At 68.0% G+C, this 16112-nt stretch carries 15 protein-coding genes; 7 read left to right on the top strand and 8 right to left on the bottom strand.

The window, feature by feature from the left end; translation table 11 throughout:
• Positions 1–73: 73 nt before the first annotated feature.
• Positions 74–1471, top strand: a complete 1398-nt coding sequence (locus tag EPD65_RS03060; RefSeq protein WP_131581782.1) for an APC family permease — start codon at positions 74–76, stop codon at positions 1469–1471.
• A 129-nt stretch (positions 1472–1600) separates the two neighbouring features.
• Here the strand turns inward: EPD65_RS03060 and EPD65_RS03055 are convergent, their stop codons facing one another.
• From EPD65_RS03055 to rpmH, 8 genes are all read right to left on the bottom strand, one after another.
• Positions 1601–2671, bottom strand: coding sequence for a ParB/RepB/Spo0J family partition protein (locus tag EPD65_RS03055; protein WP_131581686.1), 1071 nt, complete (start codon positions 2669–2671; stop codon positions 1601–1603).
• Complete coding sequence (locus tag EPD65_RS03050) at positions 2668–3522, bottom strand: ParA family protein (RefSeq protein WP_279387548.1); 855 nt, start codon at positions 3520–3522, stop codon at positions 2668–2670. The genes EPD65_RS03055 and EPD65_RS03050 overlap by 4 nt, the downstream gene beginning before the upstream one ends.
• A gap of 987 nt (positions 3523–4509) precedes the next feature.
• Positions 4510–5196, bottom strand: coding sequence for a 16S rRNA (guanine(527)-N(7))-methyltransferase RsmG (rsmG, locus tag EPD65_RS03045; RefSeq protein ID WP_131581685.1), 687 nt, complete (start codon positions 5194–5196; stop codon positions 4510–4512).
• A gap of 76 nt (positions 5197–5272) precedes the next feature.
• Complete coding sequence (locus EPD65_RS03040; protein ID WP_131581780.1) at positions 5273–5764, bottom strand: Jag family protein; 492 nt, start codon at positions 5762–5764, stop codon at positions 5273–5275.
• Between the two features lie 26 nt (positions 5765–5790).
• Complete coding sequence (yidC, locus tag EPD65_RS03035) at positions 5791–6762, bottom strand: membrane protein insertase YidC (protein WP_131581684.1); 972 nt, start codon at positions 6760–6762, stop codon at positions 5791–5793.
• On the bottom strand, positions 6763–7014 hold the full coding sequence (gene yidD / locus EPD65_RS03030) for a membrane protein insertion efficiency factor YidD (RefSeq protein WP_131581683.1): 252 nt from the start codon (positions 7012–7014) through the stop codon (positions 6763–6765). It abuts the gene before it with no gap.
• Positions 7011–7346, bottom strand: a complete 336-nt coding sequence (gene rnpA, locus EPD65_RS03025) for a ribonuclease P protein component (RefSeq protein WP_131581682.1) — start codon at positions 7344–7346, stop codon at positions 7011–7013. The genes yidD and rnpA overlap by 4 nt, the downstream gene beginning before the upstream one ends.
• A gap of 33 nt (positions 7347–7379) precedes the next feature.
• The gene (gene rpmH / locus EPD65_RS03020; RefSeq protein WP_131581681.1) at positions 7380–7517 is read right to left on the bottom strand and encodes a 50S ribosomal protein L34; all 138 of its coding nucleotides are present in this window, start codon (positions 7515–7517) and stop codon (positions 7380–7382) included.
• 510 nt (positions 7518–8027) lie between these two features.
• Here rpmH and dnaA point away from each other — a divergent pair.
• The 6 genes from dnaA (at position 8028) to gyrB (ending at position 16101) form a co-directional block, all read left to right on the top strand.
• The gene (dnaA, locus tag EPD65_RS03015; protein WP_131581680.1) at positions 8028–9491 is read left to right on the top strand and encodes a chromosomal replication initiator protein DnaA; all 1464 of its coding nucleotides are present in this window, start codon (positions 8028–8030) and stop codon (positions 9489–9491) included.
• 453 nt (positions 9492–9944) lie between these two features.
• Positions 9945–11075: a DNA polymerase III subunit beta gene (gene dnaN, locus EPD65_RS03010; protein ID WP_131581679.1), complete on the top strand. Its 1131-nt coding sequence runs from the start codon at positions 9945–9947 to the stop codon at positions 11073–11075.
• 78 nt (positions 11076–11153) lie between these two features.
• Positions 11154–12035, top strand: coding sequence for a phosphogluconate dehydrogenase (NAD(+)-dependent, decarboxylating) (gene gnd / locus EPD65_RS03005; RefSeq protein ID WP_131581678.1), 882 nt, complete (start codon positions 11154–11156; stop codon positions 12033–12035).
• 3 nt (positions 12036–12038) lie between these two features.
• Positions 12039–13208 carry a DNA replication/repair protein RecF gene (recF, locus tag EPD65_RS03000; protein ID WP_131581677.1) on the top strand — a complete coding sequence of 390 codons (1170 nt, stop codon included), beginning with the start codon at positions 12039–12041 and terminating at the stop codon, positions 13206–13208.
• On the top strand, positions 13198–13785 hold the full coding sequence (locus EPD65_RS02995; RefSeq protein WP_243640416.1) for a DciA family protein: 588 nt from the start codon (positions 13198–13200) through the stop codon (positions 13783–13785). The genes recF and EPD65_RS02995 overlap by 11 nt, the downstream gene beginning before the upstream one ends.
• 258 nt (positions 13786–14043) lie before the next feature.
• On the top strand, positions 14044–16101 hold the full coding sequence (gene gyrB, locus EPD65_RS02990) for a DNA topoisomerase (ATP-hydrolyzing) subunit B (protein WP_243640415.1): 2058 nt from the start codon (positions 14044–14046) through the stop codon (positions 16099–16101).
• The last annotated feature ends 11 nt before the right edge of the window (positions 16102–16112 follow it).

Here is a 16112-nt window from a genome sequence, read left to right as displayed (position 1 = left end):
TAGTGGGAGGCGAGGTTCATAGTTCAGGACACCACAGTTTGTATGTTGTTCAAATCACACTCACGAGGTGACCATGTCGACCCTGTCCGGCCCCACCGAATCGCCCGATGTGGCGACAGCGAGCGACGCCGCTGCCGACGGACCGGGGCTCAAGCCGGTCCTCACGCTGACGGCCGCCATCCTGCTGACGCTCTCGTGCGTCACACCGGCATCGAGCCTCTTCATCATCGTGCCCGAGCTCCTTGCCTCACAGGGCTCGGGTGTCGTCATGACGCTGCTCGTCGGCGTACTCATCTCAGCTGCGGTCGGGGCCTGTTACGCCGAGCTCGGCACGCGTACGCCGAGCAGCGGCGGCGAGTACGCGATGGTCACCCACACGCTGGGCAGGGCCGCCGGCTGGCTGACCTTCGCACTCACCTCGGCCACGCTGATCGTCATCCCGCCGGTCATTGCGCTCGGCACCGCTGACTATCTGGCACCGATCGTCGGGCTCGACCGCGCGACCACCGGCGCCGTCGTCATGCTGCTCGCCACCGCTACCGGCGTGCTGGACATCAAGTCGAACGCGTACGTGACCGGGCTCTTCCTGATCGTCGAGACCGTGGCGGCGTCCGCCGTCGCCTGGCTCGGCTTCTCGCACGCAGAGCGCGGCGTCGACACCCTGTGGCACGCCCAGGTCACGGACGGCAGCTCGCTCTCCCCCTTCACCGCCGGCGTCCTGCTGTCCGGACTCGCCATCGCGATCTTCACCTGCTCCGGCTTCACGACAGCGACCTACCTCGCCGAGGAGATGGTGGCTCCGCGCCGCAACGTCAAGCTGGCGGTCATGGGATCACTGGCGCTGGGTGCCGCGATCATCGTGATCCCCACCGCGGCCACGGTGCTCGGCGTCGGCTCGCTCAACGAGCTGGCAACGGGCACCTTCCCGGACTACGTGACCGAATGGGCGGGCAGCCGCACCTCCGCGGCGATCAGCGTCGGCATCGCCATCGCCATCCTCAACGCCGTCATCGTGATGGTCATCCAGAACTCGCGCGTCGTCTACGCCACCGCACGCGACCGCGCATGGCCGGACGTCGTGAACGCCGCCCTAGCGCGCCTTCACCCGCGCTTCGGCTCCCCCGTCATGGCCACCGTCGTGATCGGCGTTCCGGGTGCGCTGATGGCCTGGCTGATGGACATCGAGGCCCTGCTCGGCATCACTTCGGTCATCCTCGGCGCCGTCTACCTGGTCGTGGCCATCGCCGCCCTCTTCGTACGCCGCACCCCGCACGCCGGGTGGAAGATGCCGCTGTGGCCGGTCACACCGATCCTCGTGATCGTCGGCGTCGGCTACGCCCTGCAGCAATCCGCCATGAAGGACCTGCTGGCTGTGGGTGCGCTGATGCTCATCGCCGCCGCCTACTACGTGGCGTACCTGCGCCCTCGCTCGGAGACGCACTTCCTGGTCGACGACCGGTCTGACGCCTGACCTACGTCCCCGCTGGACGCGGTCTGCTCGAGAACGACAACGGCGCCTGGTCTCCCGATGTTTCACGGGAAACCAGGCGCCGCGTCGTTTTGTCGACTTATCGCCTTGTCGCTCTAGCGACTGAAGGGATCAGATCACCCGGTCGTTGCGGTTGCGCGGATCCATGATGTCCGTGATCCGCCGGAGGTCGTCGAGCGTCGCGAACTCCACCGTGATCCGGCCCTTGGCCTTGCCGAGCTCGACCTTCACGCGGGTCTCGAGGCGGTCACTCAGGCGGTCCGAGATCTCCCCCAGACCGGGCGCGGTGATCTTCGCGCGCTGCGGGCGCTGGGTCGCACGGCCGCCGTGCTCACCGACAGCCACGATCTCCTCGAGGCCACGGACACTGATCCCCTCGGCAACAACGCGCTGGGCGAGCCGGTCCTGGATCTCCGGGTCCTCGACGGCGAGGAGCGAGCGCGCGTGACCTGCGGACAGGACACCCGCGGCTACCCGCCGCTGGACGGCCGGGGAGAGCTTGAGCAGTCGCAGGGTGTTGCTGATCTGCGGACGCGAGCGGCCGATCCGGCCAGCGAGCTCGTCGTGCGTGCAGCCGAAGTCGTCGAGCAGTTGGCGGTACGCAGCCGCCTCCTCGAGCGGGTTGAGCTGGGAGCGGTGCAGGTTCTCCAGGAGGGCGTCCCGGAGCATGTCGTCATCCTCGGTCTGACGGACGATCGCGGGGATGGCGGAAAGGCCGGCCTCCTGCGAAGCGCGCCAGCGCCGCTCACCCATGATCAGCTCGTACGCCTCGGGCCCGGTCTGGCGGACCACGATCGGCTGCAGCAAGCCCACCTCACGGATGGAGTGCACGAGCTCGGCCAGTGCCTCCTCCTCGAAGACCTGACGCGGGTTGCGCGCGTTCGGCACGATCTGCTTGATCGGAAGCTCAGCGAAGTACGCGCCGGCCGGGATCTCCCCACCCGCCACCGCGTTGAGGGACCCGTTGGCCTGTCCCGGAGAGCTCGCACCCGCCGGAGCGGCGGAGGCCGCTGGCACACCGTTGGCGGCCGCAGGAGCACCGTTCAGCGGAGCGGCGGACGCGGGGCCCGTCGACGCTCCCCCAGCCGCCGGAGCGGTCGCCGGAGCGGCGTCCTCCAGAGGTGCCGTCGGGATCAGGGCGCCCAGGCCACGGCCCAGACCACGTCGCTGCTGCTGGCTCATCGCTGCTCCCCCTTGCGGGCCATCTCGCGGGCAGCCTCGAGATACGAGAGCGCGCCCGGCGAGCCCGGGTCATAGGTCATCACGGTCTGGCTGTACGACGGTGCCTCGGAGACCCGCACCGAACGCGGGATGTAGGTCTTCAGGACGGTGTCGCCGAAGTGCTCGCGCACCTCCTCGGCGACGTTCGAGGCGAGACGGGTGCGCGCGTCGTACATGGTCAGCAGGATCGTCGACACGTCGAGGTTCTGGTTGAGGTGCTTCTTCACCATCTCGACGGTCTCCAGCAGCATGCCGAGTCCCTCGAGGGCGTAGTACTCCGCCTGGATCGGGATCACCATCTCCGCACCCGCCACGAGTGCGTTGAGCGTCAGCAGGCCCAGTGACGGGGGGCAGTCGATGATCACGTAGTCGAAGCGGTCGTCGCCGGCCTCGGCAGCGGTGCCGACCCACTCGTGGGCGTAGATCGCCTTCTGCAGCCGCGACTCGCGCGCCACGATCGACACGAGCTCGATCTCCGCACCGGCGAGGTCGATCGTCGCAGGGACGACCCACAGACCAGCCTGATCGGGACACGGCTGCATCACGTCAGCGAGCTTGTCCTCGTTGACGAGCAGATCGTAGGTGGACGGCACCCCACGACGGTGCTCGATGTTGAGGGCCGTCGAGGCGTTGCCCTGGGGATCGAGGTCGATCACCAGCACCCGCTGCCCGAGCTGCGCGAGGGCCGCGGCCAGGTTGACCGTCGAGGTGGTCTTGCCGACGCCGCCCTTCTGGTTCGCGACGACCATCACCCGCGTGCGCTGCGGGCGCGTGATCGCCGGACGGTCCATCGCACCCTGCCGAGCCAGCACAGTGTGCTCGGCAGCTCGTGCCAGTGGAGTCGTCTCGTCCGCGAAAGCCGGACCCGCATCAGCCAGATCGGCGGCGGTCCTGACCACGAAACCCTGACCCGTTTCACGTGAAACCACGAGGTCCTCTTCCTGTGGATGAATTGCGTCTGCCTGTGGATGGTGCGCTCAGAGCGACCTCGCGGGCGGTGGAAAACTCAGGCAGACCCGAGAGCCACACCCCACGAACAGAACGTGTCCGTGCTTCGCGCCCACCCCATGGGTCAGGCGCGAAGACCAAAACTACCGGTGCACCTGCGGCACTCTCCAGTCGCGGTCCACAGGCGGAGCTTCTGCACTTTCAGGTCTTCGCGTCCACTAGGCCGCCTGTGCCCTCGGTGCCGTCGCAATGGTCAGCGGTACGCGCGACTGAAGCTCGCCTGGACGTCGGCGGCTGGCATGCCCAGGCCCGACAGCCAGCAGCGGCCGGCGACCAACCGGCAGGTTGTGGCACTGGGACGTTCGGACAGGCGCCGCACGCGATGGTTCCGTCGCAGCAAACAGGAGGCCGAGCCAGCGGGGCTGATTCTGAAGCCGCGGCTCCGGCGCTCAGCGGCTGCTGCTCAACCTCCAGTTCTGGTCCGGCCCCAGAGCGGCGTTTCACGTGAAACAAGCAGTCCGACTCCCGCCGCTCGCGCGGCACCTCACGCAGCAAGCACCATTGATGCGCACGGCAGCTGCCTGGCGACACGTGCCCATCCCCTTAATCGCAGCCCCGACGCGCGGCACGTGGATCACCCGCCCCGCCTCCCACACCCCACGACCCACCGGCCTGGGCCGTCGTCCACCCGGCCTGGCTCCCCGGCGCTTCGCGCGGGACCTCCTTCGACGGTCATAGGGCCCAGATCAGGGCACCCTCCCGCACAGCCACCCGCGTCGAGCTGGAGTCCCACACGCAAACAGCGAACGCCCCCGACCAGTCAGACCGATCGGGGGCGTTTCACGTGAAACTCAGCGTCGACGCTGCTTTCGCTGGGCAGCTCCATTCGCCTTGCGAGGGCCGGATGCAGACTCGACCTTAAGGACCCGAGAGGCGCTGGCCGGGTCGGCCCACCTGACGCGCACCGCGAGCGTCGGCTCGGGAATCAGACCCTCACCCACCGGCAGCACCTCGGGTTCGGCACACCCGAATTTCCGCAGGACTGCACCAGCCTCTGCGATCTCGTCGGCGATGCCACTGCCCTTCAAGGCGACCAACGCGCCGTCGGCCGCCACGAGAGGCATCGACCAGGTCAGCAGACGCTCGAGCGGAGCGACTGCCCGCGACGTCACCACGTCGAAGCGCTCCTTGCCGTGCAGCGCTTCCGCCCTGCCCCTGATCACCGTCACGTTCGGGAGCGTCAGATCGTCGACGACCTCCTGCAGGTACGTCGTGCGGCGGAGCAGCGGCTCGATCAGGGTGACAGTGAGGTCAGGACGGGCGATCGCCAGGACGAGCCCAGGCAGACCCGCGCCGCTCCCTACGTCAGCGACGGACGCGTCCTGCGGCAGGAGTGCCGCGAGCGCGCCGCAGTTCAGCAGGTGCCGCTCCCACAGTCGCGGCACCTCCCGTGGACCGATCAGACCACGGACGACGCCGGCGGTGGCCAGCGACGCGGCGTACGCCTGGAGGATCGGAAGGCGGTCGGATGAAAACACCCCCTGCACCGAAGCCGGAGGCTCCGGGAGTGCAGGGGGTGTTTCACGTGAAACGTCGTTCACGGATGCATGCCCTTCAGGCCGGCAGGACGATGACGTAGCGGCGGGGCTCGACGCCCTCGGACTCCGAGTTGAGGCCCGCGGCCGCAACTGCGTCGTGCACGACCTTGCGCTCGAACGGCGACATCGCCTTGAGCGAGACCGGGGCACCCGACTCCTTCGCCTCAGCGACGGCCTGCTCTGCGACCTTCACAAGCTCCTCACGCTGGCGCGCGCGGTAGCCGGAAACATCGAGCATCAGACGCGAGCGCTCACCGGTCTCGCGGTACACCGCGAGCCGCGTGAGCTCCTGCAGTGCGTCGAGGACCTCACCCTTGGCTCCGACCAGCTGGTTCAGGTCGGCGCCCACGATGGAGACGGCGGCGCGGTCGCCCTCGACGTCCATGTCCAGGTCACCGTCGAGGTCTGCGATGTCGAGCAGCTCCTCGAGGTAGTCAGCAGCGATGTCGCCCTCGTTCTCGAGGCGCTCCACACGGCTCGGACGCGCAGGGGCAGCGGTCTCGGTCACGGTCGTCTCCGGGGTGGTCTCGTCGCTCACTTCTGGTCTCCCTGGGGGCGGTTCTTCGTGCGCTGGGCACGGGTCTGCTTCTTGGGCTGCTGGCGCCCCGGACCGGCCTGCTCGGGCGCAGTCTGCTCCTCGACCGCCGTGGCGGTGCTGGTCGCGACACCACCGTGGCGAGCGGCCTTGTGGGCGTCACGCTTCGCCTTGGCCTCGGCTGCCGGAGTGCCCGGGACCGGGTTGTTGCGGATGACGTAGAACTGCTGGCACATCGTCCAGAGGTTCGACACGGTCCAGTAGATGAGGACACCGATCGGAAACGCGACACCACCGACGGCAAAGACGACCGGCAGGACGTAGAGCAGGATCTTCTGCTGCTGCGCGTACGGACCCTCGAGCGCCGACTTCGGCATGTTCTTGCTCATCAGCTGGCGCTGCGTGGTGAAGGTCGTGACCAGCATCGCGATGACGAGCGTCAGCGCCATGATCTGGATGCCGCGGTCGCCGTGGGCGCCGTTGAACGTCTGCGAGATGCGCACGCCGAACAGCTCCGCGTGACCGAACTGGGTCGCCTGGGCGTCGGACAGGATGCCGTGACCGGCACCGTGCGAGGCCTTGTTGAGGAGGCGGAAGAGCGCCAGGAAGATCGGCATCTGGAGCAGGATCGGCAGGCACGAGGCGAACGGGTTGGTGCCCGCGTCCTTGTACAGCTTCATCGTTTCCTGCGTCAGCTTCTCGCGGTCGTGGCCGTACTTCTTCTGCAGCTCCTTCACCTGGGGCTGCAGCAGCTGCATGTTGCGCGAGGCCTTGATCTGCTTCACGAAGAGCGGGATCAAGGCAGCGCGGATGCAGAGCGTGAGGGTGACGATGGCCAGCGCCCAGGCGGCACCGCCAGCCGGGTCGAGGCCGATCGCAGTCCACAGCTTGTGGGCTCCGACCAGCACGATGGAGATCAGGTAGTACAGCGGCGTCATGATGAAGCTGCCGATAGCACCGAAGATGGACACTCAGGCTCCTTGAATGGGGGCGGAGGGTGCAGCAGAACGAGTGGGGGGCACCGGGTCGTAGCCTCCGGCTGCCCAGGGGTGACAACGTCCGAGCCGGCGTACGGCAAGCCAGCTGCCACGCAGGCTCCCGTGCCGCTGGACCGCCTCGAGGGCGTACGCCGAGCAGCTCGGGTGGTAGCGACAGACCTGGCCGTAGAGCGGGCTGATGAGCAGCCGATAGAGCTTCAGGAGCCCGACCAGGACGTGCTTCATCGAGCGATCCGCTCCAGGACGGAGTCGAGGTCGCGACCGAGGTCGTCGTACGACGCCTCTGCCGCCGCGGGCAGCGCCCTGACCACGAGCACAGCAGAGCCCGGGAGCGACGAAAGTCGTTCCCGGGCCAGGTGTCGCAGCCGGCGCTTCACGCGGTTGCGGGTGACAGCAGGGCCGACGGCCTTGCTCACCACGAATCCGACACGAGCCGGCGACCCGCCCTCAGGGACCCAGAGATGGGCAACCAGAGTGCGTGTGCCGGCTCGACGGCCATGACGCGTTGCTTTCCGGAAGTCGTCACCGGAGACGAGCCGGTGCTCCCGGGGCAGCAAGGCGATTCAGGACCGAGGCGGACCCGAGCGAGCTCAGACGGCGATCTGCTTGCGGCCCTTGCTGCGGCGCGCCGACAGGATGGCGCGGCCGGCGCGGGTGCGCATGCGAAGGCGGAAACCGTGCTTCTTGTGACGGCGACGGTTGTTCGGCTGGTAGGTGCGCTTGCTCACGACTGCTTCTCCGATGCGGGGAATTGATTCCAGGGATAGTCCACGTCCGGTGTGTCGGCAGGCAGCTTGAGTTCGGCTGGCACCGCCCACCCACGCGCATCCCCGCCTTCATGGAGGGAATGTCGTGGACATGCGGCACCGGTCGACACCGGACAGACTGAGCAACGGTACGGGAGGGCGCTTCGGGGGGTCAAACCACAGGCGCCCCTGCCTGTGGATGAAGCCTTGCTGCACGCCCGTGAATCGGGTTAGGTTCGCCCTCTGACCGGGGGCGGATCGAGCCTCCGACGCCGGTCGGCACGGCGGCTGTGACGTGGGTCATGTGGATCATCGATCAGGCCGCTGACCTGCAGTTACACCTCTCGGGACCCTGTCTTGAGGGGTGTGTTCGAGGGGTTCATCCACACCCCGTGAGCAAGACTCACAACCTGTGGATAAAGTTGTGGAACTCAGGAGTACAACCGACGTCGACTCACGACGACGGGGCGCGAGTGTGACGCAGACGACCGTATGGGGCGGTCGTCGCACAAGGTGAAGGGTCGACGCACAGTGGAGAACTCCCAGGCCAGTCCGGACCTGGCGACCGTCTGGCGCAACCTCGTCAGCGATCTCCAGCCCAACCAGCGAGCCTGGCTGAGCACGAGCGAGCCGGTGACCCTCCACGAGACGACCGCGATCATCGCGGTGCCCAACGAGTTCACCCGCACCCAGCTCGAGGGCCGGCTGCGTACGCGCCTCGAGGACTCCCTCTCGGAGGCCTTCGGCACCAACATCCGCATCGCGGTGACGGTCAACCCGCAGCTTGACCACGGCATCAGCGCCGAGGAGCTCCCGCCCGTCGGGCGCCACGTCGCCGACGCCCAGGCCGCACCGGTTCCCCAACAGTCGATGAGTGGATATGTCGACAACTCGACTTTTGAGGCACCGAGTGCGCTCGAGACCCGCCTCAACCCCAAGTACGTCTTCGAGAGCTTCGTCATCGGCTCCTCCAACCGCTTCCCCCACGCGGCGGCTGTTGCGGTCGCCGAGGCACCGGGCAAGGCGTACAACCCGCTGATGATCTACGGCGACTCCGGCCTCGGGAAGACGCACCTGCTCCACGCCATCGGTCACTACGTCCGCTCGCTCTACCAGGGCGCCAAGGTCCGCTACGTGTCGAGCGAGGAGTTCACCAACGACTTCATCAACTCGATCCAGAACGGCAAGCAGGGTCAGTTCCAGAAGCGCTACCGCGACATCGACGTCCTGCTGATCGACGACATCCAGTTCCTCGAGGGCAAGGAGCAGACGCAGGAGGAGTTCTTCCACACCTTCAACGCGCTCCACAACGCCAACAAGCAGATCGTCCTCACCTCCGACCGCGCGCCCAAGCGACTCGAGGCGCTCGAGGACCGGCTCCGCAGCCGGTTCGAGTGGGGTCTGATCACCGACGTCCAGGCCCCCGACCTCGAGACCCGTATCGCCATCCTCCGCAAGAAGGCTGCGATGGACCGCCTCACGGCTCCGCCGGAGGTGCTCGAGTTCATCGCGTCCAAGGTGCAGACCAACATCCGCGAGCTCGAGGGTGCGCTGATCCGCGTCACCGCCTTCGCGAACCTCAACCGCCAGGAGGTCGACATGACCCTGGCCGAGATCGTGCTCAAGGACCTCATGCCCGAAGGTGGCGAGCCGGACATCACCGCCGCGCAGATCATCGCCCAGACGGCGGCGTACTTCGGGGTCACCATCGACGAGCTGACCGGCCCGAGCCGCGGCAGGCACCTCGTGACGGGACGCCAGATCGCGATGTACCTCTGCCGGGAGCTGACCAACATGTCGCTGCCGCAGATCGGGCGCGAGTTCGGCGGCCGCGACCACACGACGGTCATGTACGCCGACCGCAAGATCAAGGACCTCCTCGCCGAGCGTCGGGCCGTCTTCAACCAGGTTTCCGAGCTGACGAACCGCATCAAGATGCAGACGCGCGCCGGCTGAATCCCGCTCCGCGGACACAACGCAGCCCGAATGACAGGAGTTCCACGGCCCCTCGAGGCTGTGGAACTCCTGTCGTTTCAGGTCCGAATCACAAATGAGTGATCTGTGGACAAGTGTGGGAACAGCGCACATGCCGCTCGCCAGACCACAGGTGCCTGTCATTCATCCCCTGCTCGCCCACAGGGCATGTGCACACGAATTCAGGGTCTGACCTGCACAGACACGAGTTGTCCACAGTTTCCACGGAACCTACGACAACGATGAGACCTATCAAGTTCCCATCGACCGTCCAACGACTTCCTGCTGACTTTCTGGGGACAACCTCTCCCGCGGACCACACGACGGAGCCTCCCGGCGAATGACAGGTTCGACGCTGCCCTCCCGATCACTCCACCCGCATGGCAGGATGCACAGTCCAGTCTTGTCGTTCCCCTGCACGGAGGCAGAAGAGAAGTGAAGTTCCGCATCGAGCGCGACGCCCTCGCCGACGCTGTTGCCTGGGCCGCGCGTTCCCTGCCTGTGCGTCCGAGCGTCCCCGTCCTTGCTGGTCTCCTGATCGAGGCCGGGCAGGAGGGCCTGGTGCTCTCGACGTTCGACTACGAGACCTCGGCCCGCGCGACCCTCGCCGCCGAGGTCGCCGACGAGGGCAGCGCACTGGTCTCCGGTCGCCTGCTCGCGGACATCTGCCGCAACCTCCCGGCCAAGCCGGTCGACGTGGTCCTCGACGGTGCGCGCGTCACGCTCACCTGTGGCTCGGCGCGCTTCTCGCTGCAGACGATGCCGGTCGACGACTACCCGAGCCTTCCGGACATGCCGGCTGCGACCGGTTCGGTCGCCTCCGACGCCTTCGCGCAGGCGGTCAGCCAGGCGGTCACCGCCGCCGGCCGCGACGACATGCTTCCGGTCCTCACCGGTGTCCGGATCGAGATCGAGGGCGAGTCGGTCAACCTGCTCGCCACCGACCGCTTCCGCCTCTCGCACCGCGAGCTCGACTGGAACCCCAACACGCCTGACGAGTCGGTTGCCGCGCTCGTCCCGGCCAAGGTCCTCGCCGACACCGCCAAGTCGCTCACTGCCGGCAGCGAGATCACCATCGCGCTGTCCGCCTCGGGCACCGGCGACGGCATCATCGGCTTCGAGGGCCAGGTCGCCGGCGGCATCCGTCGTACGACGACCCGTCTGCTCGACGGTGAGTTCCCGAAGGTCCGCAGCCTGTTCCCGAGCGAGCACCAGACCGTTGCCGTGGTCGACAAGGCCCAGCTGATCGAGTCGGTGAAGCGCGTCGCCCTGGTGGCCGAGCGCAACACGGCGGTCCAGATGGCCTTCTCCGACGGCGTTCTCACCCTCGAGGCAGGTTCTGGCGAAGAGGCCCAGGCCTCCGAGGCGCTGGCCGCCGAGATCACGGGCGAGGACATCACCACCGGCTTCAACCCGACGTTCCTGCTCGACGGCCTCTCGGCCATCGAGGAGTCGGTCGTGGAGCTCGCCTTCACCCAGGCCAGCAAGCCGGTCGTCATCAGCGGCCGCTCCGAGGGTGCTGCGGGATTCCGCTACCTGCTGATGCCGCGTCGTCTGCTTTCCTGATCGCGACGGGCTCGACCCACGGTGGTCGAGCAGGCGCTCCGGCGCCGTATCGAGATCACTCGACCTACGGAGGACAGCATGGAGATCGGACTCGTCGGCCTCGGCAAGATGGGCGGCAACATGCGCGAGCGACTGCGCCGCGCAGGCCACACCGTCGTGGGCTACGACCGCAACCCTGAGGTCTCCGACGTCGAGAGCCTCGCGGCGATGGTCGACAAGCTTCCGTCGCCGGCGGTCGTCTGGGTGATGGTGCCCGCGGGTGACCCGACGCGTTCGACGATCGGCGAGCTGAAGGAGCTGCTCGCCGAGGGTGACCTCGTCGTCGACGGCGGCAACTCCAAGTACACCGATGACGCGCTCAACGCGGCGAGCCTGGCCGAGAAGGGCATCGGCTTCGTCGACTGCGGTGTCTCCGGCGGCGTCTGGGGCCTGGAGAACGGCTACGCCCTCATGTACGGCGGCAGCGAGCAGGACGCGGCCAAGGTGATGCCGGCGTTCGAGGCCCTCAAGCCGGCGGACACCCCCGACGGGCTGGTGCACTGCGGCCCGAAGCCGGGCGCGGGGCACTTCGCCAAGATGGTCCACAACGGCATCGAGTACGCGATGATGCAGGCGTACGCCGAGGGCTGGGAGCTGCTCGACAAGACCGAGATGGTGGAGAACGTCCCCGAGGTCTTCGCCTCCTGGCGCACCGGCACCGTCGTTCGTTCCTGGCTGCTGGACCTGCTGGTCGACCAGCTCCGCGCCGACGAGCACCTGGACGCGATCAAGGGCTACGCCGACGACTCCGGCGAGGGCCGGTGGACCGTCGAGGCGGCGATCGAGCACGCCGTTCCGATGCCCGCCATCTCGGCGAGCCTCTTCGCACGCTTCGTCTCCCGCCAGGAGGACGACCACGCGATGAAGGCGATCTCCGCGATGCGCAACGGCTTCGGCGGCCATGCCATCAAGAAGGACTGACCGCTGTACGTCAGCCACCTGACCCTGCACGACTTCCGGTCGTACGCCGACCTCGACGTCGCGCTCGAGCCGGGTCCGGTGGCGTTCATCGGACGCAACGGCCAGGGCAAGACGAACCTGGTCGAGGCGATCGACTACCTCTCGCGGCTCTCCTCACACCGGGTCGCGAACGATGCGCCGCTCGTGCGTGCGGGCGCCGGACAAGCGATCATCCGCGCGGCCGTGGTCCGCGACGGTCGCAACGCGACGCTCGAGATCGAGATCAACCCGGGCAAGTCCAACCGCGCCCGGATCAACCGCACGCAGCTCCCCCGCGCCCGTGAGCTCGTCGGGCTCGTGCGGACCGTGGTCTTCGCGCCCGACGACCTGACCCTGGTCAAGGGTGACCCGTCGGACCGCCGGAAGTTCCTCGACGACCTGCTGGTGCTGCGTACCCCGCGGATCGCTGGCGTCCGGTCGGACTACGACCGGATCCTGCGCCAGCGCAACACCCTCCTCAAGACCGCCGGCCTGGCCCGCGGATCCGCACGCGAGGGAGCGCTCGCCACGCTCTCGGTCTGGGACGAGCACCTGGCGCGCGTCGGCGCCGAGTTCCTCGCTGCCCGGCTCCGGCTGGTCGCCGACCTCGCGCCGTACGTCGGGAAGGCCTACGCGACGGTGGCCCGCGGTGCCGGCCGTGATGACGCGGCGATCGAGTACAAGGCCTCGCTCCCCTCGGTTGCTGAGGACGGTGCCCCCGAGGGCGACGGCGTCATGGAGGTCGCCTGGCTCGAGGCCCGCCTCCTCGACGAGGTCGAACGACGACGCAAGGACGAGCTCGATCGTGGCGTCTCGCTCGTCGGCCCGCACCGCGACGAGCTGCTGCTGACGCTCGGCAACAGCGAGCTGCGCCTGCCGGTGAAGGGCTACGCGAGCCACGGCGAGTCCTGGTCGTTCGCGCTGGCGCTGAAGCTTGCGTCGTACGACCTCTTGCGGGCGGAGGGCGACGACCCGATCCTGATTCTCGATGACGTGTTCGCCGAGCTCGACGCCGGACGGCGGGAGCAGCTGGCGGACCTGGTGGCAGGTGCCGAGCAGGTGCTGATCACTGCCGCGGTCGCCGAGGACGTGCCCGCTGCCCTGGCCGGCACCCGCTACGCGGTCGGTGAGGGTGTGGTGACGCGTGAGTCCTGAGGACGAGTCGGACGTCGATCCCGGCCAAGCGGCCGATCTGGAGCCGGCGGCCCCTGACGACCACGACGCGACGGGGCTGGACCTGGCCCGCACCATCGCGCGGTCGATGGCGGGCGCGGCGAAGAACGCACCGCGAGCCAAGCGCAGGAAGCCGAGCGATGCAGCGGAGCGGGCCCGCCGCAAGGAGGGGCCGCGCGTCTCCGGCGCACACCCGGACGAGCGCGATCCGCAGCTGCTCGACACGACGCTCGGACGGCTGGTCGCGGACCATGGCTGGACGCTCGACCTCAAGGTCCACGCTGTCTTCGCCCGCTGGGCCGACATCGTCGGTGCCGAGGTCGCACGGCACTGCCAGCCGACGGCGTTCGCGGATGGCCGGCTCACGGTGCGCACCGGATCCACGGCCTGGGCGACTCAGCTGAAGCTGCTCGCCCCGACCCTCGTCCGCCGGCTCAACGAGGAGATCGGGCACGGTTCCGTGACCGTGATCGACATCGAGGGGCCGACCGCGCCGAGCTGGAAGAAGGGCCGGATCAGCGCCCGCGACGGTCGCGGACCCCGCGACACCTACGGCTGATCCGGGCCTGTCGCCAGCAGCGCCGGAATGGGCCCTGTTGGGCGGGGCCGCCCATAGGGGGACCCAGACGACCCCCTGTTCGGGCGTTCTCGGGGCCGTAGAACGCGGCGTACGGGCTGATTTCTACACAGATCGTCCCCAATTCCGGGGCGGGAACCCCGCTACGCGTGCGTACGCGGGTAACATGGATCACCTAGGTCGCAACGCTCGCGTAGTGCGGCCTTCTGCATGTCTCGCCAGTTACGAAGAGGTTCCCGGGTGTCGGAGCAGGACCAGGTCAACAACGAGTACGACGCTTCGGCGATCCAGGTCCTCGAGGGCCTCGAAGCCGTCCGGAAGCGACCGGGCATGTACATCGGCTCGACCGGTGTCCGTGGTCTCCACCACCTGATCTGGGAGATCGTCGACAACGCGGTCGACGAGGCGCTCGCCGGTCACTGCGACGAGATCCTCGTCCGGCTCAACGCCGACGGCTCGGTCAGCGTCGTCGACAACGGTCGAGGCATCCCGACCGACACCGCGCCGGGTCAGGAGCTCCCGGCCGCGACCCTCGCCCTCACCGTCCTGCACGCGGGCGGCAAGTTCGGCGGCGGCGGCTACAAGGTCTCCGGCGGTCTGCACGGCGTCGGCTCCTCGGTCGTCAACGCGCTCTCCACGACGCTCAAGCTCGAGATCAAGAACCGTGGCTACCTGTGGGAGCAGGAGTTCGACCTCGGTGTCCCGCGCTACGCGCTGCGCCAGGTCCGCCCGCTCGAGGACGGTGAGCGCACCGGCACGACGGTGACCTGGTTTGCCTCGTCGGACATCTTCGAGACGACCGTCTACAACCTCGAGACGATCACGACCCGCTTCCGCGAGATGGCCTTCCTCAACAAGGGCCTCCGCATCGTCCTGCGCGACGAGCGTCCCGAGGCCGCCGAGATCGCGGACGCCGTCGAGGACGACACGATCTCCAACGACATCGACGCGCACCACGAGGACCAGCCGCACCGCGAGGGTGAGGCGCTCGAGATCGTCTTCCAGTACGACCGCGGTCTGGCCGACTACGTCGACCACCTCAACAAGCGCAAGGCCGTGCTCTCGCCGATCATCGCCTTCGACGCGGAGACGTCGGACGACGTCCCGAACCCGATGAGCCTCGAGATCGCGATGCAGTGGCAGGCCTCGTCGTACAACGAGTCGGTCCACACCTTCGCCAACACGATCAACACCCCCGAGGGCGGCACGCACGAGGAGGGCTTCCGTACGGCGCTCACCTCGCTGATGAACAAGTGGGGCGAGACCTGGGGCCTGGTCAAGAAGAAGGAAGACCGCCTCACGGGTGACGACATCCGCGAGGGCCTGACCGCGATCATCAGCCTGAAGATCTCCAACCCGCAGTTCGAGGGCCAGACCAAGGCCAAGCTCGGCAACACCGAGGCCAAGGGCTTCACGCAGAGCGTCGTCAACGACCAGCTCGGCGAGTGGCTGGAGAAGAACCCCACCGAGGGCAAGGACATCATCCGCAAGGCGCAGGCTGCGGCGACCGCGCGCATCGCGGCCCGCAAGGCGCGCGACCTGGCCCGCAACCGCAAGGGCATCCTCGGTGGCGGTGGCCTCCCGGGCAAGCTGGCCGACTGCCAGTCCAACAACCCCGAGGAGTGCGAGGTCTTCGTCGTCGAGGGTGACTCCGCCGGTGGCTCCGCGAAGTCCGGGCGCGACCCGCGGATCCAGGCGATCCTCCCGATCCGCGGCAAGATCCTCAACGTCGAGAAGGCACGCATCGACAAGGTCCTGGGCAACCAGGAGGTGCAGGCGATCATCTCCGCGCTCGGCACTGGCGTGCATGACGAGTTCGACATCGCCAAGCTGCGCTACCACAAGGTCGTGCTGATGGCGGATGCCGATGTCGACGGCCACCACATCAACACGCTCCTGCTGACCTTGCTCTTCCGCTTCATGAAGCCGCTCATCGAGCACGGCCACGTCTACCTCGCGCAGCCGCCGCTCTACCGCCTCCGGTGGAACAAGCCGGCCGAGCACCAGTTCGTGTACTCCGACGCCGAGCGCGACGCGCTCATGGCCGACGGCCTCGCCAACGGCAAGAAGCTTCCCAAGGAAGGCGCGGTCCAGCGCTACAAGGGTCTCGGTGAGATGAACGCCGACGAGCTGTGGGAGACCACGCTCGACCCGAGCCAGCGGATCCTGCTCCAGGTCACGCTCGACGACGCCGCCCACGCGGACGAGATCTTCTCGATCCTCATGGGCGAGGACGTCGAGCAGCGCCGTTCCTTCATCCAGCGCAACGCCAAGGACGTCCGCTTCCTCGATATCTGAGTTTCTTCACA

It is taken from the genome of Nocardioides jejuensis (assembly GCF_004337475.1).
Classification (GTDB): Bacteria; Actinomycetota; Actinomycetes; order Propionibacteriales; family Nocardioidaceae; genus Nocardioides; species Nocardioides jejuensis.
This window is presented reverse-complemented; position numbering and strand designations above follow the sequence as displayed.

Excerpts from the sequence above, each read along its gene's own strand:
- gnd (WP_131581678.1), top strand. The coding sequence starts at position 11,154 with ATGGAGATCGGACTCGTCGGCCTCGGCAAGATGGGCGGCAACATGCGC.
- EPD65_RS03055 (WP_131581686.1), bottom strand. The coding sequence starts at position 2,671 with ATGAGCCAGCAGCAGCGACGTGGTCTGGGCCGTGGCCTGGGCGCCCTG.
- yidD (WP_131581683.1), bottom strand. The coding sequence starts at position 7,014 with ATGAAGCACGTCCTGGTCGGGCTCCTGAAGCTCTATCGGCTGCTCATC.
- EPD65_RS03060 (WP_131581782.1), top strand. The coding sequence starts at position 74 with ATGTCGACCCTGTCCGGCCCCACCGAATCGCCCGATGTGGCGACAGCG.
- dnaA (WP_131581680.1), top strand. The coding sequence starts at position 8,028 with ATGGGGCGGTCGTCGCACAAGGTGAAGGGTCGACGCACAGTGGAGAAC.